This is a genomic window from Edwardsiella sp. A.80236 (assembly GCF_044540725.1).
In the GTDB taxonomy this organism is placed as follows: domain Bacteria; phylum Pseudomonadota; class Gammaproteobacteria; order Enterobacterales; family Enterobacteriaceae; genus Edwardsiella; species Edwardsiella tarda.
Window position 1 is genome coordinate 33,784 of record NZ_JBIUCY010000021.1, and the last position, 20,373, is coordinate 54,156.

Consider the following 20,373-nt stretch of genomic DNA (forward strand, 5'->3'; position numbering starts at 1 on the left):
CCGGCGACGGCGCAACGCCGGCCCGATATCACCCCAAAGGGTATCCTGGCCAAGCGCGTCGATTATAAGGTGAGCGCCGGGGCGTTGCCTATGGTGCCCGGCGTTAATTTGTTAAAAAGATATGAATTTTTTGATGCCTACCACAGCGATGCACACGGTGGTAGGCGAGGTGCGCTTAACAACTCGGCGCGATGGGAATGGCATTACGTAACCATCCCCCCCAACGCCGTTGGTAGGCGGGGGTGATATGGGTACGTAGATAGTCAGCCAGCGGATCGGCTTGCGTGCGGCGAATACAGCAGACATCCACCACCTCATCCTGCTCCAGCAAGCCACTGACCAGGGTTCCCGCCTCGTGGATCAACACCTGGTGAGCCGCCTCGTCGTCGCCCTCCAACTCCAATGCCAGCAACAAGACGGGCTGCTCATCACACTGCGGATCTTGGAAATGCACCAACCAAGCGCTACGCACCAGCTCGCGTTGCCCGCACAGCGTCGCCAGTCCCGCTTGCAACGCCTCTGGCGGGCTCTCCAACGGCCCGATACGAATCGACTGCCCACCGTCGATCACCAGACTCTGCGACGGCGCCATGCCATCACTCGCTAGGAGCATGGCAATCTCTTGTGGATAGAAGGCCTTGCCCTGTTCACACTTCGGGTTGAGGAATAACTGCTCGCCACGGGTCAGGCTAAACAACTCGCGCGCCGGCAACGCCGTCACCGCGCCTGCCGCCTCACCGCCCAGCGCCTGTTGCAGACGCTGAGGCGATGAGAAGAAGGGGATGACGCTACTTCCATCGCTCATCTCCCAGTGTTCGATCTCCACCCCCTCATCCTGCTCGCCCTCTGCGCTCGCCGCACGCAACGGTAGATAGACCGTCGCCGCCAGCAGATCGCGGTAGAATAACGCCAGGTAAGCGGGATCGCGGCTCGCCTGCATCAGGCTCGCCTCGAGCCGCTCCTCCGGCGTCGCATGGTGATGATCATGGTGATGATCGTGCGGCTGTTCGCCAGGCTGTGGATGATTATCGCTTGCGCACACCGTACTCACTCCTGTTATCCGATTCCATCTTCTCTCAGGCTAACGGCCCCGCCATGCAGGCGAGGCCAACAGCATCACGTTAGCAGCACGCGGCCTGATTAAGCAGCAGGCGCGCCAATGTCCGCACCCCGATACCCGTCGCGCCAGCCGCCCACTGATCCACCGCCGACTTGCGGTAGGTGGCGCTACAGTCGATATGCAACCAACCGTGGCGATAGTCGCTGACGAAGTGTGACAGGAATGCCGCCGCCGTGCTGGCACCGGCGGAGTGCGCCGCTCCGGCCACGTTGCTGAGATCGGCGAAGGAAGATGGCAACTGGCTGCGGTGGAACTCGGCCAGCGGCAGACGCCAGAAGGGCTCATCCTCCTGGGCCGCGCTCGCCTGCAATGCCGCCGCCAAGGCGTCGTCGAAGGAGAACAACGCGTGATAGTCGCCACCGAGGGCGGTCTTGGCGGCACCGGTCAGGGTGGCACAGTCGATGATCAGGCGAGGATTCTGACGCGAGGCATCGATCAAACCATCGGCCAGCACCAAGCGCCCTTCGGCGTCGGTGTTCATGATCTCAACCCGCTTACCGTTACGGTAATGGATGATGTCGCCCAGCTTAAAGGCGTTACCGCTCACCAGGTTATCGGCGCAACACAGGTAGAGTTTGACCCGCGCCTGAAGCCCCTGGGCGATGGCCAGCGCCAGCGCGCCGGTCAGCAGTGCCGCACCACCCATGTCGGACTTCATCGAATCCATGTAGGCGCTCTGCTTCAAGCTATAGCCACCGGAGTCGAAGGTGATACCTTTACCGACCAGGCAGGCCAGCACCGGCGTCGCCGGATCACCGCTCGGGTTATAATCCAGCTCTAACAGGGCCGGAGAGCGAGACGAGCCACGCCCGACGCTGTGCAGCCCCATATAACCCTGCTCACGCAGATCCTCCCCCTTGGTGATGCGGTAGTGGATGCTGTCGCAGGCCTGAGCGCACAGCAGATCGACCGCACGTTGCGCCAGTTGGGACGGCCCCAAGGCCTCCGCCGGGGTATTGATGATCTCGCGTACCCAGTCGACACTCGCCAGACGCCGATCCAGCTCGCTGCGATCGGCGGCGCTCAACGCCGGCCATTCGATCTGCTGGCCGCCTTTCGGGTTACGGTAACCCAGCCAGAAGGCCCAACTGGCGGCCAGGCTCCAATCATCGCCGACCAAGGCGACGCGCTTCACGCCTTGCCCATCGAGGCGACGCGCCGCGCGCTGGATCAGCCCGATATCGACCCCTTCTCCGGCATGGATGGTCATCCCTTGGGCGTCGGCGCTCACTAAGGCATCGTTGCCCCAACGTGCATCGGCGGCCTGACGCGATAAACGGATCGGCATCAATTCATTCGTCATGCTAATTCTCCCGCTTGCTTACACGGCCCGCACCAGCCCTTGCTGGCACGGCGCCAATAGTAAAAAGCCACCCCTACGGGTGGCTTGCCCGGGCGGCGCCCACACGCCAGATTCGACGGCGGGGCTGCCCTGCTCACTCTGCCTCATCTAACCAAACCAGCAGGATCGCTTCCAGAATTTTTTCATTCGAGGCCGCCGGATCGTCGTCGAACTCATCGAGCGCGCAGATCCAACGGTGCAGGTCGGTAAAACGTACGCTCTGCGGCGAAACGTCGGGATGCGCGTCATACAATGCCTCGCCGATGGCGCGGCTATCGTGCCATTTCAGTCCCACCTTAGTGCTCCCGCGCATGGTTGACGGTATAACGCGGGATCTCGACGACCAGATCCTCTGCCGCGACCCGAGCCTGGCAGCTTAAACGGCTCTCCGGCTCCAAGCCCCAAGCCTTATCTAGCATGTCATCCTCCAGCTCGCTGCTCTCCGCCAAGGAGTCGAAGCCTTCACGAACGATGCAGTGGCAGGTGGTGCAAGCGCAAGACTTCTCGCAAGCGTGTTCAATTTCAATCCCGTTGCGCAGCGCGGCATCAAGGATCGTTTCACCTTCCTGGGCCTCGATCACCGCGCCCTCGGGGCAGTGTTCCTGATTGGGCAGAAATACGATTTTTGGCATGTTTAAACCTCATCCACAGAGTGACCGGCCAGTGCACGACGGATGGAGGCATCCATGCGTCGCGCGGCAAATTCTTGGGTTTGTGCATCCAGTGCTTGGATCGCCGCTTCGATCGCCGCCGTATCATCGCCGGCGGCGGCCGCTTGCAGCCCATCCTCAACCTGGCGGATCGCCGCCAGTTCCTCTGCGCTCAGCAGGGCACTGTCCTGCTGCAACGCGCCACGCAGGCTTTCCAGCACGCGCGCGGCCTCGACTTTTTGCTCCGCCAACATGCGAGCGCTGAGATCGCCTTCGGCGTTCGCCATCGACGATTGGATCATGCCGACAATCTCATCCTCGCTCAGCCCATAGGAGGGCTTCACCTGGATCGCCGCCTGCACCCCGGTGGATTTCTCCATCGCAGTGACGCTGAGCAACCCATCGGCATCGACCTGGAAGGTGACACGAATATGGGCGCCGCCCGCCGGCAGCGGCGGAATACCGCGCAGGGTGAAGCGCGCCAGGGAACGGTTGTCTTGCACCAGCTCACGTTCGCCCTGCACCACATGGATCATCATCGCCGTCTGACCATCCTTGAAGGTGGTGAACTCCTGTGCTCGGGCCACCGGAATGGTGGTGTTGCGCGGGATGACCTTCTCGACTAAGCCGCCCATGGTTTCCAGCCCCAGAGAGAGCGGGATCACGTCCAGCAGCAGCATCTCGGCGTCCGGCTTGTTGCCGACCAGAATATCGGCCTGGATCGCCGCCCCGATCGCCACCACCCGGTCAGGATCGATGGCGGTCAACGGCGGGCGACCGAAGAAATCCCCCACCAGGCTGCGCACCAGCGGCACACGCGTCGAGCCGCCGACCATCACCACCTCGAGCACCTCTTCGACGCCGACGGCGGCATCCTTCAGCGCGCGACGGCAGGCTAACAGGGTACGCTTCACCAGCGGAGCGATCAGCGCGTCGAACTGCGCACGGCTTACCTGCCCCCGCCAATCATCGACACAGACCTCAACCTGCTCCTGGCTACTGAGGGCGATCTTGGCCGCCACGGCGGCATCCAAGAAGCGGCGTGCCAATCCGGCATCGCGGCGATCGTGCATCCCGGACTGTTCACGCAGCCAATCGGCCAACAGGTGGTCAAAATCATCCCCCCCCAATGCAGAGTCACCACCGGTGGCCAGCACCTCGAAGACGCCACGGCTCAGGCGTAGGATGGAGATATCGAAGGTCCCGCCCCCCAGATCGTAGACGGCGATCACCCCTTCCTGGCCCGAATCCAGGCCATAGGCGATCGCGGCGGCCGTCGGCTCGTTGAGCAGGCGCAAGACATGCAGCCCGGCCAGACGCGCCGCGTCTTTCGTCCCCTGACGCTGAGCGTCATCGAAATAGGCTGGAACGGTGATCACCACCCCGTCCAGCTCGCCCCCCAGCGACGCCTGCGCCCGCGCAGAGAGCGCGGCGAGGATGTCGGCAGACACCTGGATCGGGTTGACGTTGCCTGCGGCGGTAGCCAACTGCGGCATTCCGCTCTCGCTGGCCGTCATCTGGTAAGGTAGATGGGGATAGCGCGCCTGTATGTCGGCCAGTGAGCGCCCCATCATGCGTTTGATCGAGCTGACGGTGTTGAGCGGATCCGTTGCGGCCTGCGCGCGCGCCTCCGCACCCACCAGCAGCCCCTCCGCTTGGTAGCGCACCACCGAGGGCAGCAGGTGGCGTCCCTGCTCATCGGCCAGCGTTTCGGCCTGGCCGCTACGCACGGTCGCCACCAGAGAGTTGGTGGTGCCCAGATCGATACCCGCCGCCAGCCGACGCTGATGCGGCGCGGCGCTTAGCCCCGGCTCACTGATTTGTAATAACGCCATGTTCGCTTCCGTTAATCCGTCAAAATAGGGTTACATCCCCAGCAGTCGCTCTTCGAGCTGTTCGACCTGCTGGTGAAGTTTGTCGAGAAAGCGCAGCTTGCGTACGCTGTCGGCCGCCGATGACCACGCCTGGCGGTCCAAATCGTTGACCAGCTGCGCGCTGCGTGTCTGTACCATTTTAGCGATCCTGGCGGCAAAGTTCATTAATGCCGCTTCGGCGTCGGCCTGCTGCGCCAACGCCTCCAGCTCCTCGCGCAACGCCATCTGTTCCATCAGAAAGGCCGTATCGTGCATCGTCTGCTGTTCATTATTGATGTCGAAACCATGGAGCGAGAGCAGATATTCGGCGCGCTTGAGAGGATGCTTCAGGGTCTGGTAGCCGTCGTTGATGGTGGCGGCCTGTTGGATGGCCAGGAGACGCTCGCGCTCGGGCGCGGTGGCGAAACGATCGGGATGAAACTGGCGCTGCAACTCCTGAAAACGCGCAGCGAGCAGATTGCCGTCGACTTCATAACGTGTCGGCAGCCCAAAAAGCGTGAAATAGTCCATGCCGTACTCTGATGCTGATAACGGAAATGCGGCGCCGTATGGCGCCGACGGATGACGATGCGTGGGATTAGACGTTGAAACTTTCGCCGCAACCACACTCGTTCTTGACGTTCGGGTTGTTGAACTTAAAGCCCTCGTTCAGCCCCTCTTTGACGAAGTCCAGCTCGGTGCCGTCCAGATAGACCAGGCTCTTACCGTCAACGATGACTTTCACCCCTTTATCTTCGAAAACCACATCGTCCTCGTTCAGGACATCGACAAACTCCAGCACATACGCCATGCCCGAACAGCCCGAGGTCTTCACCCCCAGACGCAGGCCCAATCCCTTACCGCGATTGGTCAAAAATGTCTGTACGCGCTTTGCAGCGGAGTCGCTCATGGTAATCGACATACAACAACCTCAGTCAAAAATAGTCAGGGTGACGGCGGCCGAAGAGGCCGCCGAAGTCCGCGGCAATTACTCCGCGTTATGTTTGCTCTTATAATCGGCGATCGCCGCCTTGATGGCGTCTTCCGCCAGGATAGAACAGTGGATCTTCACCGGTGGCAACGCCAACTCCTCGGCGATATCGGTGTTCTTGATCTCTGCCGCCTGATCCAGGGATTTCCCCTTGACCCATTCGGTCACCAGCGAGCTGGAGGCGATGGCGGAACCACAGCCATAGGTCTTGAAACGAGCGTCTTCAATAATACCCTCGTTGTTGACTTTAATCTGCAACTTCATCACGTCGCCGCAAGCCGGCGCGCCGACCATGCCGCTGCCGACGCTCGGATCGCTGTTATCGAAGGATCCGACGTTGCGCGGGTTTTCATAGTGGTCGATCACTTTATCGCTGTAAGCCATATCGATGCTCCTAAAATGGTGTCCTGAGGATTAATGGGCAGCCCATTCGATGGTGCTGAGATCCACGCCCTGCTTATGCATCTCCCACAGAGGAGAGAGGTCACGCAGACGGCCGATGGAGTTACGCACCAGATCGATGGCGTAGTCGACTTCTTCTTCCGTGGTAAAGCGCCCCAGAGAGAAGCGGATGGAGCTGTGCGCCAGCTCATCGTTCAGGCCCAGTGCACGCAGCACATAGGATGGCTCCAGACTGGCGGAGGTACAGGCCGAACCGGAAGAGACGGCCAGATCCTTCAGCGCCATGATCAGGGATTCCCCTTCAACAAAGTTAAAGCTGACATTCAGGATATTCGGCGCCCCCTGCTCCAACGAGCCGTTCAGGTACACCTCTTCGATATCCTTCAGCCCGTTCCACAGGCGATCGCGCAGGGCGCGCAGACGCGGTACTTCCGTCGGCATCTCTTCCTTGGCGATGCGATAGGCTTCCCCCATCCCGACGATCTGATGCACCGGCAGCGTACCGGAGCGCATGCCACGCTCGTGACCACCGCCATGCATCTGCGCCTCGATACGAACACGCGGCTTACGACGCACATACAGTGCCCCGATGCCTTTCGGGCCGTAGATCTTATGACCGGAGAAGGACATCAGATCCACTTTCAGTTTGCTCAGATCAATCGGCAGTTTGCCCACGCTTTGCGTGGCGTCGACATGGAAAATGATGCCACGCGCGCGGCACATCTCGCCGATGGTCTCAATATCCTGAATGATGCCGATCTCGTTGTTGACATGCATGATGGAGACCAGGATGGTGTCATCACGCATCGCCGCTTCCAGCTCTTTCAGATCGATCAGGCCGTTGGGTTGTGGTGCCATATAGGTCACCTCAAAGCCTTCACGCTCCAGCTGACGGCAGGTATCCAGCACCGCCTTATGCTCGGTCTTGCTGGTGATAATGTGCTTGCCCTTCTTCTGATAGAAGTTCGCCGCCCCTTTGATCGCCAGGTTGTCGGCCTCGGTCGCGCCCGAGGTAAACACGATTTCACGCGGATCGGCACCTACCAGCTCGGCAATGTTGTTGCGCGCCACATCTACCGCCTCTTCAGCCTGCCAGCCAAAGCGGTGAGAGCGGGAAGCCGGGTTACCGAAAGTACCGTCTAGCGTCAGATACTGCATCATCTTCTCGGCCACACGCGGATCAGCCGGCGTCGTGGCGGAGTAGTCCATATAAATCGGTAATTTCATTCTATTGCTCCGTACATCACTTCCAAAAATGATTTGTTTACGGGTGATCATTCAACGCCGTGCCTGCGCTTAGGCGCGCAGGTTCACGTTAATCATGTCCTGACGTCCTGATGGCACGATGTTGCGCCGAACGTCCATATCCTGCCGGTCGGCCACAACCAAAACCTCTTGGTTATTGACCAGCTCCGCCAGTGAAATGTTATTGAGAAAACCGCTGATGCGTTCGCTCAGATCGCGCCATAAGGCGTGAGTCAAGCAACGCGTACCGCCTTGGCAGCCCCCCTTACCCTGGCAACGGGTGGCGTCAACCGACTCATCGACGGCCGTAATCACCGCCCCAACGGCAATGTCTGCGGCGTCTTTGCCCAGCAGATAACCACCGCCGGGACCGCGCACGCTGGCGACCAAGCCGTTTTTACGCAGGCGAGAAAACAGTTGCTCCAGGTATGAGAGAGAGATCCCCTGGCGTTCTGAAATATCCGCCAGCGGTACCGGCCCTTCCTGAGAGTGAAGTGCCACATCGAGCATGGCAGTTACGGCATAACGCCCTTTGGATGTCAGTCTCATGGCTAATAGTCCCTTTGGGAGTAAGAAGTGAAACATGCACGATTATTTAACAAGTTCATCCTCTCATTCCTGACTATTTCAGTCAACTATTTATCCTACTATTTTACTCAGGTATTACCGTACCGCTCGTAGTATTTATCAGTGAAAACCGAATGATAACGCGATGAACACTCGTCGCCGGAATACCCTAGTATTCTACTATGCTATAACGGCCGGGAGTGTTAACTTTCGTGCCGTTCTGCGTGGTACTTATCAATCGACGCCAAAATACCGCGCAAAATATTCAGCTCCTGCGCCTCGGGACGCGCGCGGGTAAACAAGCGACGTAAACGGTTCATCACCTGACCCGGATTCTTTTCACGGATAAAGCCGGTATGATGCAGCGTCTGCTCCAGATGGCTATAGAAGCGCTCCAAATCATCGACCAGCGGGTAGGCCTCTTCGCCTACCGGCGGGTACTTGGCCGCCTGACGATCCAGATGGGCGACGCGGATCTCATAGCTGAGGATCTGCACCGCCATCGCCAGGTTCAGCGAGGTGTATTCCGGGTTGGCCGGGATCTGCACATGGTAATGGCACTTCTGCAACTCATCATTGGTCAGACCGACGCGCTCGCGACCAAACACGATGGCGACCGGCGCATGCTCCGACTCCTGCGCCGCACGCTGGCCGCACTCTCGTGGCTCCAACATCGGCCAGGGGAGTGAGCGCGAGCGAGCGCTCGTCCCCACTACCAGGCTGCAACCGGCAATCGCCTCGTCGAAGCTGTCCACGATGGTGGCGTTGCCAATCACGTCGCTGGCGCCCGCCGCCAAGGCGATAGCCTGCGAGTCGGGGCGCACCAGCGGATTCACCAGGTACAGGTTGGTCAGCCCCATGGTCTTCATGGCGCGAGCCGTCGACCCCATGTTGCCGGTGTGGGACGTTTCCACCAGCACGATGCGAATATTGTCCAGCATGGTTACTCATTACACGGTTGAATTGAGCTGACCATTTTACCATAAGCGACTATTAATGGTTTCTATTGATTTATTCGTCACAAACTCACATAGATAACCCCTTGATCTACATCACAGCTTCAATTTGCTCACACCTAATCGCAAAACGGCATGGTTGTTTGCCATACGCTTTGCTATAATATCTGCCGTCTAAATTTCCCGTTCTTTAACATCTAGTGGAAGATTCCCATGCATCCGATGCTGAACATCGCCGTGCGCGCCGCGCGCAAGGCTGGTAACCTGATTGCCAAAAGTTACGAAACGCCCGACGCAGTAGAAGCCAGCCAGAAAGGCAGCAATGATTTTGTGACCAACGTCGATCGCGATGCTGAACACCTGATCATCGAGACCATCCGCAAGTCTTATCCTCAGCACACCATTATCAGTGAAGAGTGTGGTGAACTGTTGGGTGAAGATCACGAGATCCAATGGGTAATCGATCCGCTGGATGGCACCACCAACTTCATTAAGCGTCTACCGCACTTCTCCGTTTCTATCGCCGTCCGTATCAAAGGGCGTACCGAAGTCGCCGTGGTCTACGATCCTATGCGTAACGAACTGTACACCGCGACCCGCGGTCAGGGCGCGCAGCTCAACGGCTACCGTCTGCGTACCGGCCAGGCGAAAGATCTGAACGGCACGATCCTGGCTACGGGCTTCCCGTTCAAGGTGAAACATCACGCCGCCACCTACATCAAGATGGTCGACAAGTTGTTCACCCAGTGCGCCGACTTCCGTCGCACCGGCTCCGCCGCGTTGGACCTGGCCTATGTCGCCGCCGGCCGAGTGGATGGATTCTTCGAGATCGGCCTGAAGCCGTGGGATTTCGCCGCCGGTGAACTGCTGGTACGCGAAGCCGGCGGCCTGGTCACCGACTTCGTCGGCGGTCATGGTTACCTGGCGAGCGGCAACGTTGTCGCCGGTAACCCGCGCGTGGTCAAGTCCCTGCTGGGCGCCCTGCGTGACGAACTGAGCGACGCGCTGAAGCGCTAATAGCTCATCCCCGCTAACAGACACCCTGCCCGCTTGCGTGCAGGGTGTTTTTTTATCTGCGCCTCCGGGCGACCCGCCGCGTCGACGCGCATCACGTCTGCGTGCAAATTCAGCCTACTCCGACGGCGTGCCATGACGGACTTTGCTATGCTTATGCTTGATTAATTCCAGTATGATTCAGGCCGGGGGAATACCGATGCAGAACGCAAGCCCGCCGTCCGAGGCTCGCACGCCCGCCGCGCGTCGCTGTACACTGGCACTGGCCTTGCTACTTGCCGACGCACCGCTGACGTCGCAGCGTCTATGCCAGATCAACCACCAGCCGTGCCAGGAGGCGGAGGCCGATCTGAGCCATCTGGTCGGTGAAATGATGCGCTACCACGCCTTGCATCTCAGTTACCATCCACGCCAAGGCTATCGTCTGTATGGCTCAGCCTATGAGTGGCGCCTGTGTCTGCTGCACTGGCTGCAACGCGGAATGCGTCTCGCCCCTGGCGTCTCAGAGGCGCAACTATTCAGCGCGTTGCAACAGGTCGCTCCGACGCTACAGCCTGAGGCGTGCTTGGCGTGCTTCGCGGCCTTGCTCGATCAACACACCACGCTGCCCTGCTTCACCTTTACGCCTCGTCAGAAACAGCTCGTCGGCTTGATGTTGCTATTTGCCTCTCTGCAACAACAACGTCATCCGCTGACGAATCTGCTGCCTTGCTGGCTACCCGACATCCATCGCCGCGCCTTACAGCAGAAGTGTGAATATGGCTGTGCGGGCGCGCTGTGTCAGATCCTCTTCGATCGGCTCGATCCTGAACTGCGCCAGCAGGAACAGCTATTCACCACGCTGATGCTAAGCCTACTCAAAAATCACGCCGCCACGCCCCGGGATAACGACCAGGATCGGACCTTGATGCAAGAAGTCGAGGAGAGCGTCGAGCGCGTAGAGGCATGTAGTGGCATTCGTTTTCCTCAACGAGAACAGCTCTGCTCCCGGCTGTTCGCCCATCTGGGTGCCGCTATCGAGCGTGCCCGCTTCGGCATTCGCATCGGTACGCCACTACTGGCCGAGTTGGAATTACATCATCCGGGATTGCTGACCCTGACCCGCGACAGCATCGCCGGCTTGGAGCACCATTATCGTATCCGCTTCTCGCCCGAAGAGCTCAGTCTGATCGCCGTCAGCCTCGGCGCGTGGCTGATGCAGGCGGGCAAACTCCAGGAGACGGCGACGTAAAAAAGCCCGCACACAGGCGGGCTCAAGAACAGCGGTGAAACCGACGATTAGGCATAAACCGGCAGGCGGGCGCAGATCGCCAGAACCTTCTGCCGGGTATTGGCGATCACCGCCTCATCATGAATGTTATCCAATACGTCACACATCCAACCGGCCAGCTCTCGCGAGTCCGCCTCGTTGAAGCCACGGCGCGTGATGGCCGGGGTACCGACACGGATGCCGGAGGTGACGAACGGACTTTGCGGATCGTTCGGTACGCTGTTCTTATTCACGGTAATGTTGGCACGCCCCAGCGCGGCGTCCGCCTCTTTACCGGTGATCTGCTTATCGACCAGATCCAGCAGGAACAAGTGGTTTTCGGTTCCGCCGGAGACGACCTTATAGCCACGCTGCAAGAAGACCTCGACCATCGCCTTAGCGTTCTTCGCCACCTGCTGCTGGTAACGGGTAAACTCCGGCTCCATCGCCTCTTTCAGCGCCACCGCCTTGGCGGCGATAACGTGCATCAGCGGGCCACCCTGCGCCCCAGGGAATACGGCGGAGTTCAGCTTCTTATACAGCGTCTCGTCCAAGCCCTTCGCCAGGATCAGACCGCCGCGCGGACCTGCCAGGGTCTTGTGCGTGGTGGTGGTGACGACATGAGCGTGAGGGAGCGGGTTGGGATAAACACCGGCGGCAACCAATCCCGCCACATGCGCCATATCCACGAACAGATAGGCGCCAATGCTGTCGGCGATCTCACGCATCCGCGCCCAATCGACGACGCCGGAATAAGCGGAGAAACCGCCGATGATCATCTTCGGACGATGTGCCTGCGCCTGTGCCGCCAAATCGTCATAGTCGATACGGCCCTGGGCATCGATGCCGTAAGGCACCACGTTATACAGCTTACCGGAGAAGTTAACCGGAGAACCGTGAGTCAGATGGCCGCCGTGCGCCAGGTTCATCCCCAACACCGTATCGCCCGGTTGCAGCAGCGCGGTATACACGGCGAAGTTAGCCTGTGAGCCAGAGTGTGGCTGTACGTTGGCATAATCGGCTGCGAACAACGCCTTGGCGCGATCGATCGCCAATTGCTCGACCTGATCCACATACTCGCAACCGCCGTAGTAGCGCTTACCCGGATAACCTTCAGCATATTTATTGGTCAGTTGGGAACCCTGAGCCTGCATGACCCGAGGACTGGTGTAGTTCTCTGAGGCGATCAGCTCAATGTGCTGCTCCTGACGCTCTACTTCCCGCTGCATTGCCTGCCACAGATCGGCATCGTAATCGGCAATGTTCATTTCACGCTTTAACATCCGTTTCTCCTGACTCAGCTAACCGTTTTTGAGTAAATTTTGGCTCCCACAGCCAATACATCCTCACCCAAACGGGCAATCGACCACAGTGTAATATGTTTTTAGCTTGTTAAAAACACTCTTCCCTGATTTTTACGCAAACGTTTGGCTATAGGCGACACAAGGTGGGAGCGACATCCTGAATCGTGTTGCATTTTTGTGCCAAGCCACGTGTGCTCGCATAAAAAATCATCACTACCGTAACGCCAATCGCATCGGGTCGGCAATGACTGATTTACAACGACAGGAAAAATGATTAAGTTGTATTTTAAATACATCTTAACCGTCATTATGAATAACACCTGCCAAGGAAACGCTATGCTGGATCAGAACACCATCGCCATCGTGCAATCCACCCTGCCCTTACTACAACAGTATGGTCCTGGGCTTACCGGCCACTTCTATCAACGTATGTTTAGTCATAACCCTGAGTTGCAAGCCATTTTCAACCTGAGTCATCAGCGCAACGGCGATCAGCGTGAAGCGTTATTCCATGCTATCTGTGCCTATGCCGCGCATATCGATAATCCCAGCGCGTTGAGCGCCGCCGTAGAGCGTATCGCCCACAAACACGCCAGTTTCGATATCCAAGCGGAGCAGTACGCCATCGTCGGCCACCATCTGCTCAAGACCCTGGAGGAGCTATTGAATCCCGGCGAGGCGGTGTTAGCGGCCTGGGGGAAGGCCTATGGCGTCTTGGCGCAGATCTTTATCGATCGCGAGGCTCAGTTGTATCGGCAGCAAGCGGCGCAGCCGGGTGGCTGGCAACACCAACGCGCGTTCCGTATTCGTGAGAAGCGCGAGGAGAGCACGCTGATCACCCGCTTCATCCTAGAGCCGGTAGATGGCGGCCCCGTGGCCGACTTTATCCCGGGGCAATACCTCGGCGTATACATTCGCCACCCAAGCCTGCCTCGCCAAGCGATCCGCCAGTACTCCTTGACCCATGCGCCGAATGGGCGCGACTACCGCATCGCCGTCAAGCGCGAGGAACAGGGGGTCGTCTCACGCTATCTGCATGATGTCGCGCAACCTGGCGATACCCTATTCCTGTCTGCCCCCTGTGGGGAGTTCACGCTCGACACCACGCCACAGACACCGGTGACGCTGATCTCCGCCGGCGTCGGCGTAACACCGTTGCTCAGCATGCTCGCCACCTTGAGCGCACAAGGACATCCAGCCGCGCTCAACTGGTTACACGCCGCCGACAACGTGCAAGCGTGGGCCTTCGGCGCGGAGGTTGAGCGGCTGCTCGCTCCCCTTCCCCAGGCCCAGGCTCATCTCTGGCTGCGTCAATCCGCGCACCAGGTACCGGTCAGCCCACAGACACGGTGCCACGCCGGGATGATGGACCTCTCTGCGCTAGGTGAGACGCTCAGCGATACTGACATGCAATTCTATTTCTGTGGTCCAGTCGGCTTTATGCAACACGTGGCTCAGCAACTACTGGCCCAAGGTGTCGATGCCGCGCGTCTGCACTACGAGTGTTTCGGGCCCCATAAAATCCTGTAAAGCCGCTCGTCACGAGCGCTAGCGAATCTACAGCGCGCACAGCATGTGTGATGACAAGTTGCACATGCTGTGTGTTGGGTACGCCTCTCCGCCCGCTTCGCCTAACGGCATCCCCCTCTCTCGGCGACCTGGCCGGCTATGCCCAGAACGCCCCCGTAACTCAGCGCGGCTGACGCCGAGTTGATCGCATAGTCATGTCAATCGATGAGGCGCTTAAGCAGACGGAAGGGATACACGGAGCAGGCTCGCTGGTCGGGCTTGCGCCACGCCAGGGATCAGGAATAAAGAGAGAGAACGAAAAAGAAAAAACCCCGGTTCATTGCTGAACCAGGGCTTAGAATGTTGGCGGAACGGACGGGACTCGAACCCGCGACCCCCTGCGTGACAGGCAGGTATTCTAACCAACTGAACTACCGCTCCGCGTTGTTCCCGTTGGGGAACGAGGCGCATATTACGGTGAGTGCCGGGTGGCGTCAACCCTTTTTCTTCTCGCGTTTATCGTTCGCGCATATTTTGTACTTTCTGGCGATTTTTCAGTAAGTTTTCGCCTTTCAGCTACGCCACAAGCAGCTGCCGCCCTTCTTCTGCACCAAATCCAGACGTTGTTCATGTGCAGCCAGCTCCGCTTCGCTGGCATACACCACCCGTAGCCCTTGGGCACCGCGCACCACGCGACGGATCTCCGCGGCCTGCACCTGCGTCGCGCTATCCCCTTCGCTAGCGAAGGACAACGACGTCTGACCGCCGGTCATGATCAGATAGACATCGGCCAGGATCTGGGCATCGAGCAAGGCGCCGTGCAGGGTTCGCTTGCTGTTATCGATCTCATAGCGGTTGCATAATGCATCCAAGCTATTGCGCTTGCCGGGGAACAGGCGACGCGCCATCACCAAGCTATCGGTGATGGTGCAGAAGGTCTCCGTCTTGGGAAGATCGCGCCCCAGCTTGGCAAATTCGTAGTCCATAAAGCCGATATCGAACGGCGCGTTATGGATCACCAACTCCGCCCCACGGATAAATTCGAGGAACTCATCGACCACATCGGCAAAGCTCGGCTGACCCAACAAGAAGTCATCGCTGATGCCATGCACCATAAACGCTTCTGGATCGACCAAGCGATCCGGCTTGAGATAGACGTGAAAGTTGCGGCCAGTCAGACGACGGTTAATGACTTCGACGGCGCCGATCTCAATGATGCGGTGCCCCTCGTAGTGGGCACCGACCTGGTTCATACCGGTGGTTTCCGTATCGAGGACAATTTGGCGGGCGATTGGGGTACTCATTTTGCTGTGCTCATCGTGTCACTTTATGTCAGACTCACGGTTTTGATCAGGGAGTAGTCTACCAGAGATGTTAAAGCAGGTTGAGATTTTCACCGATGGCTCCTGCCTGGGGAACCCGGGGCCGGGCGGCTATGGCGCCATACTACGCTACCGACAGCATGAGAAGGCGCTCAGCGCGGGCTATCACCTGACGACCAACAACCGCATGGAGTTAATGGCGGCGATCGTCGCGCTAGAGGCGCTGACCAGTGACTGCCAGGTGAAACTATACAGCGACAGCCAGTACGTGCGCCAAGGCATCACCCAATGGATCCATGGCTGGAAGCGGCGGGGCTGGAAGACGGCAGACAAGAAGCCGGTCAAGAATGTCGATCTCTGGCAACGCCTAGATCAGGCCATTCAGGCACATCAGGTTGAGTGGATATGGGTCAAGGGCCATGCCGGCCATCCGGAAAATGAGCGCTGTGATGAGTTGGCGCGCCAGGCCGCGGGCAAACCGACACGAGAGGACGAGGGCTACCGCCCCGACGGAAATTAACCCGGGCGTCGCAGGATCTTCGCCGCGCCGCCCAAGGCGCGACGCATGCCAGGACGGGCATGCAAGGCGCGCTGTGGCGTTAAGGTCAACGGAATAGTGCGCTTACGCGCCACGATCAGCATCAGGCAGCCCATCGCCGGGAAATGGCGACTCAGTAACGACATGGATGGCTGATGCCAGGGTAACACCTGAAAGCGCGAGGCTTCCAACACCTCGTAATTCAATAGCGTCAGCCAGTCCATGATGCGCCCCATACTAAACATCCGGCTATTGTAGGGGGGGCGACGACGTAATCCCGGCACTAAACGCCCGACACCGAGCAGGCTGAACGGACTGAAACCGCTGATGATCAGCCAGCCATCATCCACCAAGACCCGGTCGACCTCACGCAGTACCCGGTGTGGCGCCGCCGCATACCCCAACGAATGCCCCAGCAGACACGCATCCACCGACTTCGCGGCAAAGGGTAAGTGCGCTAAGTCGGTGATGACCTGAAGATGCTCTCCCTCGGCAGCCACATTCACCTGATGTGATATGGTACAACGGTCTGTCGCCAGATCGGCGCTCAACGCCCCCAACTTCAGTAGGTGGTAGCCAAACAGCTTCGGCCACCAGGGCGTCAGGCGTAACTCCAATGCGGCCCGGTAGTGCATTCCCCAGGGGATTTGCCGCCAGGTAAAGGGTTCACTAAACGGGGAGTTGCTGAGTGCCGCTTTCATCGCCACCTCTGACTTTGGAGAAGATAACATCATGGATCTTATCGGCCTTCCTGTCCTACAGGATAACTACATCTGGCTGCTAATCAATCCGCAGCGTCACTGCCTCATCGTCGATCCAGGCGTCGCCGCGCCGGTTTTACACTATTTGACAGAGAATCGGATAACCCCTAAAGCCATTCTGCTCACCCATCACCATAATGACCACGTTGGCGGCGTTGCAGAAATCGTCCAAGCCTACCCTGATCTGCCGGTTTACGGCCCGGCAGAAACCCGCGAGGCGGGATGTAATCAGGTGGTGGCCGATAACGATAGGTTATCCCTGCTCGGGCTCGAAGTGACTGTACTCGCCGTACCAGGGCATACGCTAGGCCATGTGGCCTACTACAGCGCACCCTACCTGTTTTGTGGCGACACCCTGTTTTCCGCGGGCTGCGGCCGTCTGTTTGAGGGGACAGCGCAGCAAATGTTTGACTCGTTACAGCGTATTTTGCAACTTCCCAATAACACACTGGTTTGTTGCGCGCACGAATATACTGAGTCAAATCTGCGGTTTGCACGTCATGTCTTACCCCAAAATAGGCTAATAGAAACATATCAGCAACACGCGGCGGCGTTGCGGGCAAAACACCAACCTACGGTGCCCACAACCCTACAGATTGAGAAGGAAATAAATCCTTTCTTACGCTGTTATGATGATGATTTGCAAAGGAATGTAGGCTTTCCTACGCAACCTAATGAGATTTGGCGAGTTTTTGCCTGTCTACGTGACATGAAAGACAGCTTTTAAAGCTTTTTCTTGTGTTGCGCGGCCAAGCAAAGTATTATTGCTCGTCTTTTAATCACCAGTGACAAACACATGAAGGCTAGAGCGATAATCTTCGCCTCTGTGTTGTTAGCTGGCTGCCATGGGGGTTCCCAGTCGCAGCCAGAACAGCATGCACAGAGTTTGTCTTCTGTCAGTCGAAGTGAAGCAGGACAGCCCTCGGCCGCACGAGCGACCTCCGCGCGATGGGGAGACACCAGTAGTACCATCGCGCAGGATGATTTATGGGGCTTCATTAGTGACGACATGAAGATGAAGGTTCCGGATAACTACCGGGTCCGTGAACAAAGAAACAAGTATTTACGCAATAAGAGCTATCTCCACGATGTAACATTACGGGCAGAGCCGTACATGTACTGGATTGTCGAGCAGATTAAGAAACGTAATATGCCGATGGAACTGGTACTGCTACCCATAGTGGAGAGCGCTTTTAATCCGCATGCAACGTCATCGGCCAATGCCGCAGGGCTATGGCAGATCGTGCCTCAAACGGGTCGTAATTACGGATTAAAACAGAATCAATGGTATGACGGTCGCCGAGACGTCGCCGCCTCCACCACCGCCGCGCTGGATATGATGCAGCGTATGAACAAGATGTTCGGTGGTGACTGGCTGCTGACCCTCGCCGCCTTTAACAGCGGTGAAGGGCGTGTCATGCAGGCGATCAAGGCCAATAAACGCAAAGGGCGTCCGACCGATTTTTGGTCGCTCTCTCTGCCGCGTGAAACGTCGATCTATGTGCCCAAGGTGTTAGCGTTAAGCGACATCATCAAGCACAACCAGCGCTATGGGATTAAACTGCCGAAGTCGAGTCAGGAGCGAGCCTTGGCACGCGTTGACGTCGGGCAGCAGATTCAGCTCAGCCAAGCCGCCGAAATGGCAGGTATGTCGCTGACCAAGCTGAAGTCATTTAACTCAGGCTATAAGCGCAATGTGACCGCACCACGAGGCCATGGCCCGCGTTACATCATGGTTCCTTTGGCGCATGTCGATCGTCTGAAAGACTCGTTGGCCGAGCGTGAGATCGCCGCGATTCAGCCTGATACGCAGTTGGCTGATAACCGGATGAGCTCGACCTACAAGGTTCGTAGCGGCGATACCATTTCGGGGATTGCCCGTCGCCTGAACATGACGCAACAGACGCTGCTGAGCATGAATAACCTGCGCGGCAGCACACTGAAGGCGGGGCAGACCTTGAAGGTCGCGGCTAACGGTAATGCGAAAGCGTTGGCGGACAACACCATCACCTACAAGGTGCGTAAAGGTGATTCGCTCTCCAGCATCGCGCGCCGCCATGGCGTCGATCTCGATGATGTCATGCGCTGGAATAGCAAGGTTAACGATAACGGCCAGATCCAGCCGGGTGACTTGCTGACGTTGTATGTGAAAGATAAGCAAGACGGCAATAGTTGACGTTTTCCTGCAGCAAAAAAAGCGCCCTCGCGGCGCTTTTTTTATTGGCTCACAGATCCCAGCGCTATTCCGGGCGGAACTCGACCAATAGCGGATTATGATCCGATGCCTGGGTGACTAATACCGAGGCCTCAACCACTCCCAAGCCACGATAAAACACGAAGTCCAGCGGGCGGCCAAAGGCGGTACGACGCTGATCATTCGTAAAATGCACCTCACGAAGCTCCATCCCACTGGCGAAGCGTCGTAGCGCGTTGAGGCGGCGATTGCTCCAGGCATTAAAATCCCCCGCCATGATCACCGGCCCCTTATGCAAGGCGATCTGCTCGCCGATGGGATCTAACTGCTTACTATACACCTCGACGCCGAGACTAAAGTTCACCGCATGGATGTTAACCACCATCAGCAGGCGCCCATCGAATAGAGGATAGACCGTCACCAACGCCGACTTCGCCAAGCGGATCAGCGGCTCTTTCTCACGCAATGGGCAACAATAGATGGGATGAGCCGCCGCCAGTGTCATCACCCCGGAGGGGTGCTGCGGTAGGGAGAAGGCGGGTACCTGATCGGCCGTAAGATAGTTACTGGTGGCGAAACGGACTAGCTCAGGCGTCGTCTGTGCCTCTTGCAGCAACACCAACTGCGAACGCCGCCCATACTCCTTCAACACCGAGAGCCAATCGGCTCGTTGCTGCTTGAAGATATTCCAGACCATGATGCGTAGGATGTCATCGCTTGGCAGCGTATGTGTCGCCGCCACGGGTTGACCAAGCTCATGAATAGCGCCGGGGAAAATACGCGTCGCCGGCATACCCGCCGTATAGCGCATAGCAAAGTTCTTTTTGCGCACGTTTACCGCCTGTTGCTCAAAATACACCGTAGAGACGAGCCGCGATGGCGCACACACTACGTTATCTTAACGAGTCTACTCTTCTGTTATAGGTATGCACAGCTCGAATTACAACCGTCTCTTTCATCATGGAGGTAGCGGTCTCTGCATCTCAGCGACGTAGGAGGCTACGCACAGATCCGAACCGCAAGCGAACAATAGCGCGATACCTTAACGGCTAACAGGTTTATGACGACAATCAGCGGGAGCGATCTGGCGGCATCAGCGAAACGCGTTATCACCGGTATCGCCTTCTGTTGATAACCAAAGAATGGCACACAGCGCAACGGATTAATCAGTGAAACGTCGATCAAGGGGATGAGTCGGTGAATCGGCTAAGGCTAACTGAACGACCAGGAAGTGCATATGAAAAAAGACCCGCTATAAATAGCGGGCCTTTTAAAATGAGTGGCGGAACGGACGGGACTCGAACCCGCGACCCCCTGCGTGACAGGCAGGTATTCTAACCAACTGAACTACCGCTC

Annotated in this window: 21 protein-coding genes and 1 tRNA gene; 6 read left to right on the forward strand and 16 right to left on the reverse strand. The window is 58.1% G+C overall.

What is annotated here, in order from left to right; all coding sequences use genetic code 11:
* Nucleotides 1–175: 175 nt before the first annotated feature.
* The 11 genes from ACEQFP_RS15310 to trmJ form a co-directional block, all read right to left on the reverse strand.
* Nucleotides 176–1,042: an enhanced serine sensitivity protein SseB C-terminal domain-containing protein gene (locus tag ACEQFP_RS15310; RefSeq protein ID WP_005295072.1), complete on the reverse strand. Its 867-nt coding sequence runs from the start codon at nucleotides 1,040–1,042 to the stop codon at nucleotides 176–178.
* Nucleotides 1,043–1,121: 79 nt separating this feature from the next.
* Nucleotides 1,122–2,423 (reverse strand): aminopeptidase PepB, encoded by a 1,302-nt coding sequence (pepB, locus tag ACEQFP_RS15315; RefSeq protein ID WP_035600163.1) that lies wholly within the window; start codon nucleotides 2,421–2,423, stop codon nucleotides 1,122–1,124.
* A gap of 133 nt (nucleotides 2,424–2,556) precedes the next feature.
* On the reverse strand, nucleotides 2,557–2,757 hold the full coding sequence (iscX, locus tag ACEQFP_RS15320) for a Fe-S cluster assembly protein IscX (protein WP_005295068.1): 201 nt from the start codon (nucleotides 2,755–2,757) through the stop codon (nucleotides 2,557–2,559).
* A gap of 1 nt (nucleotide 2,758) precedes the next feature.
* Nucleotides 2,759–3,094, reverse strand: coding sequence for an ISC system 2Fe-2S type ferredoxin (fdx, locus tag ACEQFP_RS15325; RefSeq protein WP_005289566.1), 336 nt, complete (start codon nucleotides 3,092–3,094; stop codon nucleotides 2,759–2,761).
* A 2-nt stretch (nucleotides 3,095–3,096) separates the two neighbouring features.
* Complete coding sequence (gene hscA, locus ACEQFP_RS15330) at nucleotides 3,097–4,947, reverse strand: Fe-S protein assembly chaperone HscA (RefSeq protein WP_005289568.1); 1,851 nt, start codon at nucleotides 4,945–4,947, stop codon at nucleotides 3,097–3,099.
* Nucleotides 4,948–4,977: 30 nt separating this feature from the next.
* On the reverse strand, nucleotides 4,978–5,496 hold the full coding sequence (gene hscB / locus ACEQFP_RS15335; RefSeq protein ID WP_005289570.1) for a co-chaperone HscB: 519 nt from the start codon (nucleotides 5,494–5,496) through the stop codon (nucleotides 4,978–4,980).
* A 67-nt stretch (nucleotides 5,497–5,563) separates the two neighbouring features.
* Complete coding sequence (gene iscA / locus ACEQFP_RS15340; protein ID WP_005289574.1) at nucleotides 5,564–5,887, reverse strand: iron-sulfur cluster assembly protein IscA; 324 nt, start codon at nucleotides 5,885–5,887, stop codon at nucleotides 5,564–5,566.
* Nucleotides 5,888–5,953: 66 nt separating this feature from the next.
* Complete coding sequence (iscU, locus tag ACEQFP_RS15345) at nucleotides 5,954–6,340, reverse strand: Fe-S cluster assembly scaffold IscU (RefSeq protein ID WP_005289576.1); 387 nt, start codon at nucleotides 6,338–6,340, stop codon at nucleotides 5,954–5,956.
* Between the two features lie 30 nt (nucleotides 6,341–6,370).
* Nucleotides 6,371–7,585 (reverse strand): IscS subfamily cysteine desulfurase, encoded by a 1,215-nt coding sequence (locus ACEQFP_RS15350; protein ID WP_005295063.1) that lies wholly within the window; start codon nucleotides 7,583–7,585, stop codon nucleotides 6,371–6,373.
* A 69-nt stretch (nucleotides 7,586–7,654) separates the two neighbouring features.
* Nucleotides 7,655–8,152, reverse strand: a complete 498-nt coding sequence (gene iscR, locus ACEQFP_RS15355; protein ID WP_005295060.1) for a Fe-S cluster assembly transcriptional regulator IscR — start codon at nucleotides 8,150–8,152, stop codon at nucleotides 7,655–7,657.
* A gap of 221 nt (nucleotides 8,153–8,373) precedes the next feature.
* Entirely contained in the window at nucleotides 8,374–9,111 is a 738-nt protein-coding gene (gene trmJ, locus ACEQFP_RS15360; protein WP_005289581.1) for a tRNA (cytosine(32)/uridine(32)-2'-O)-methyltransferase TrmJ, read from the reverse strand.
* A gap of 228 nt (nucleotides 9,112–9,339) precedes the next feature.
* On the opposite strand from trmJ, the gene suhB reads away from it, so the two are divergent.
* Both suhB and ACEQFP_RS15370 read left to right on the forward strand, forming a co-directional pair.
* On the forward strand, nucleotides 9,340–10,143 hold the full coding sequence (suhB, locus tag ACEQFP_RS15365; protein WP_005295055.1) for an inositol-1-monophosphatase: 804 nt from the start codon (nucleotides 9,340–9,342) through the stop codon (nucleotides 10,141–10,143).
* A gap of 196 nt (nucleotides 10,144–10,339) precedes the next feature.
* Nucleotides 10,340–11,371, forward strand: a complete 1,032-nt coding sequence (locus tag ACEQFP_RS15370) for a PRD domain-containing protein (RefSeq protein WP_005295054.1) — start codon at nucleotides 10,340–10,342, stop codon at nucleotides 11,369–11,371.
* Between the two features lie 47 nt (nucleotides 11,372–11,418).
* Here ACEQFP_RS15370 and glyA read toward each other — a convergent pair whose 3' ends face one another.
* Nucleotides 11,419–12,672: a serine hydroxymethyltransferase gene (gene glyA, locus ACEQFP_RS15375; protein ID WP_035600167.1), complete on the reverse strand. Its 1,254-nt coding sequence runs from the start codon at nucleotides 12,670–12,672 to the stop codon at nucleotides 11,419–11,421.
* Between the two features lie 357 nt (nucleotides 12,673–13,029).
* Between glyA and hmpA the strand changes: the two genes are divergently transcribed.
* Entirely contained in the window at nucleotides 13,030–14,223 is a 1,194-nt protein-coding gene (gene hmpA, locus ACEQFP_RS15380) for an NO-inducible flavohemoprotein (protein WP_035600170.1), read from the forward strand.
* A 343-nt stretch (nucleotides 14,224–14,566) separates the two neighbouring features.
* On the opposite strand, the gene ACEQFP_RS15385 is transcribed toward hmpA, so the two are convergent.
* Together ACEQFP_RS15385 and dnaQ are read right to left on the reverse strand one after the other, a co-directional pair.
* Nucleotides 14,567–14,643 (reverse strand) — tRNA-Asp (locus ACEQFP_RS15385).
* Between the two features lie 131 nt (nucleotides 14,644–14,774).
* A complete protein-coding gene (gene dnaQ, locus ACEQFP_RS15390) occupies nucleotides 14,775–15,506 on the reverse strand; it encodes a DNA polymerase III subunit epsilon (RefSeq protein ID WP_035600474.1) in 732 nt (243 codons plus the stop codon).
* 67 nt (nucleotides 15,507–15,573) lie between these two features.
* Here dnaQ and rnhA point away from each other — a divergent pair, with 67 nt between their 5' ends.
* Complete coding sequence (rnhA, locus tag ACEQFP_RS15395) at nucleotides 15,574–16,044, forward strand: ribonuclease HI (protein WP_005289597.1); 471 nt, start codon at nucleotides 15,574–15,576, stop codon at nucleotides 16,042–16,044.
* Here rnhA and ACEQFP_RS15400 read toward each other — a convergent pair.
* The gene (locus ACEQFP_RS15400; protein ID WP_005295048.1) at nucleotides 16,041–16,763 is read right to left on the reverse strand and encodes a methyltransferase domain-containing protein; all 723 of its coding nucleotides are present in this window, start codon (nucleotides 16,761–16,763) and stop codon (nucleotides 16,041–16,043) included. The genes rnhA and ACEQFP_RS15400 overlap by 4 nt on opposite strands.
* Nucleotides 16,764–16,794: 31 nt before the next feature.
* On the opposite strand from ACEQFP_RS15400, the gene gloB reads away from it, so the two are divergent.
* Nucleotides 16,795–17,550: a hydroxyacylglutathione hydrolase gene (gloB, locus tag ACEQFP_RS15405; protein WP_068871693.1), complete on the forward strand. Its 756-nt coding sequence runs from the start codon at nucleotides 16,795–16,797 to the stop codon at nucleotides 17,548–17,550.
* A 69-nt stretch (nucleotides 17,551–17,619) separates the two neighbouring features.
* The gene (mltD, locus tag ACEQFP_RS15410; RefSeq protein WP_047059254.1) at nucleotides 17,620–18,999 is read left to right on the forward strand and encodes a murein transglycosylase D; all 1,380 of its coding nucleotides are present in this window, start codon (nucleotides 17,620–17,622) and stop codon (nucleotides 18,997–18,999) included.
* Nucleotides 19,000–19,063: 64 nt separating this feature from the next.
* On the opposite strand, the gene ACEQFP_RS15415 is transcribed toward mltD, so the two are convergent.
* The gene (locus ACEQFP_RS15415) at nucleotides 19,064–19,849 is read right to left on the reverse strand and encodes an endonuclease/exonuclease/phosphatase family protein (RefSeq protein ID WP_071842160.1); all 786 of its coding nucleotides are present in this window, start codon (nucleotides 19,847–19,849) and stop codon (nucleotides 19,064–19,066) included.
* Nucleotides 19,850–20,373 lie beyond the last annotated feature (524 nt).

Bases quoted from the DNA above. Each gene is read 5' to 3' on its own strand.
- pepB (WP_035600163.1), bottom strand. From the start codon at position 2,423: ATGACGAATGAATTGATGCCGATCCGTTTATCGCGTCAGGCCGCCGAT.
- fdx (WP_005289566.1), bottom strand. From the start codon at position 3,094: ATGCCAAAAATCGTATTTCTGCCCAATCAGGAACACTGCCCCGAGGGC.
- hscA (WP_005289568.1), bottom strand. From the start codon at position 4,947: ATGGCGTTATTACAAATCAGTGAGCCGGGGCTAAGCGCCGCGCCGCAT.
- hscB (WP_005289570.1), bottom strand. From the start codon at position 5,496: ATGGACTATTTCACGCTTTTTGGGCTGCCGACACGTTATGAAGTCGAC.
- iscA (WP_005289574.1), bottom strand. From the start codon at position 5,887: ATGTCGATTACCATGAGCGACTCCGCTGCAAAGCGCGTACAGACATTT.
- iscU (WP_005289576.1), bottom strand. From the start codon at position 6,340: ATGGCTTACAGCGATAAAGTGATCGACCACTATGAAAACCCGCGCAAC.
- ACEQFP_RS15350 (WP_005295063.1), bottom strand. From the start codon at position 7,585: ATGAAATTACCGATTTATATGGACTACTCCGCCACGACGCCGGCTGAT.
- iscR (WP_005295060.1), bottom strand. From the start codon at position 8,152: ATGAGACTGACATCCAAAGGGCGTTATGCCGTAACTGCCATGCTCGAT.
- trmJ (WP_005289581.1), bottom strand. From the start codon at position 9,111: ATGCTGGACAATATTCGCATCGTGCTGGTGGAAACGTCCCACACCGGC.
- suhB (WP_005295055.1), top strand. From the start codon at position 9,340: ATGCATCCGATGCTGAACATCGCCGTGCGCGCCGCGCGCAAGGCTGGT.
- ACEQFP_RS15370 (WP_005295054.1), top strand. From the start codon at position 10,340: ATGCAGAACGCAAGCCCGCCGTCCGAGGCTCGCACGCCCGCCGCGCGT.
- glyA (WP_035600167.1), bottom strand. From the start codon at position 12,672: ATGTTAAAGCGTGAAATGAACATTGCCGATTACGATGCCGATCTGTGG.
- hmpA (WP_035600170.1), top strand. From the start codon at position 13,030: ATGCTGGATCAGAACACCATCGCCATCGTGCAATCCACCCTGCCCTTA.
- dnaQ (WP_035600474.1), bottom strand. From the start codon at position 15,506: ATGAGTACCCCAATCGCCCGCCAAATTGTCCTCGATACGGAAACCACC.
- rnhA (WP_005289597.1), top strand. From the start codon at position 15,574: ATGTTAAAGCAGGTTGAGATTTTCACCGATGGCTCCTGCCTGGGGAAC.
- ACEQFP_RS15400 (WP_005295048.1), bottom strand. From the start codon at position 16,763: ATGAAAGCGGCACTCAGCAACTCCCCGTTTAGTGAACCCTTTACCTGG.
- gloB (WP_068871693.1), top strand. From the start codon at position 16,795: ATGGATCTTATCGGCCTTCCTGTCCTACAGGATAACTACATCTGGCTG.
- mltD (WP_047059254.1), top strand. From the start codon at position 17,620: ATGAAGGCTAGAGCGATAATCTTCGCCTCTGTGTTGTTAGCTGGCTGC.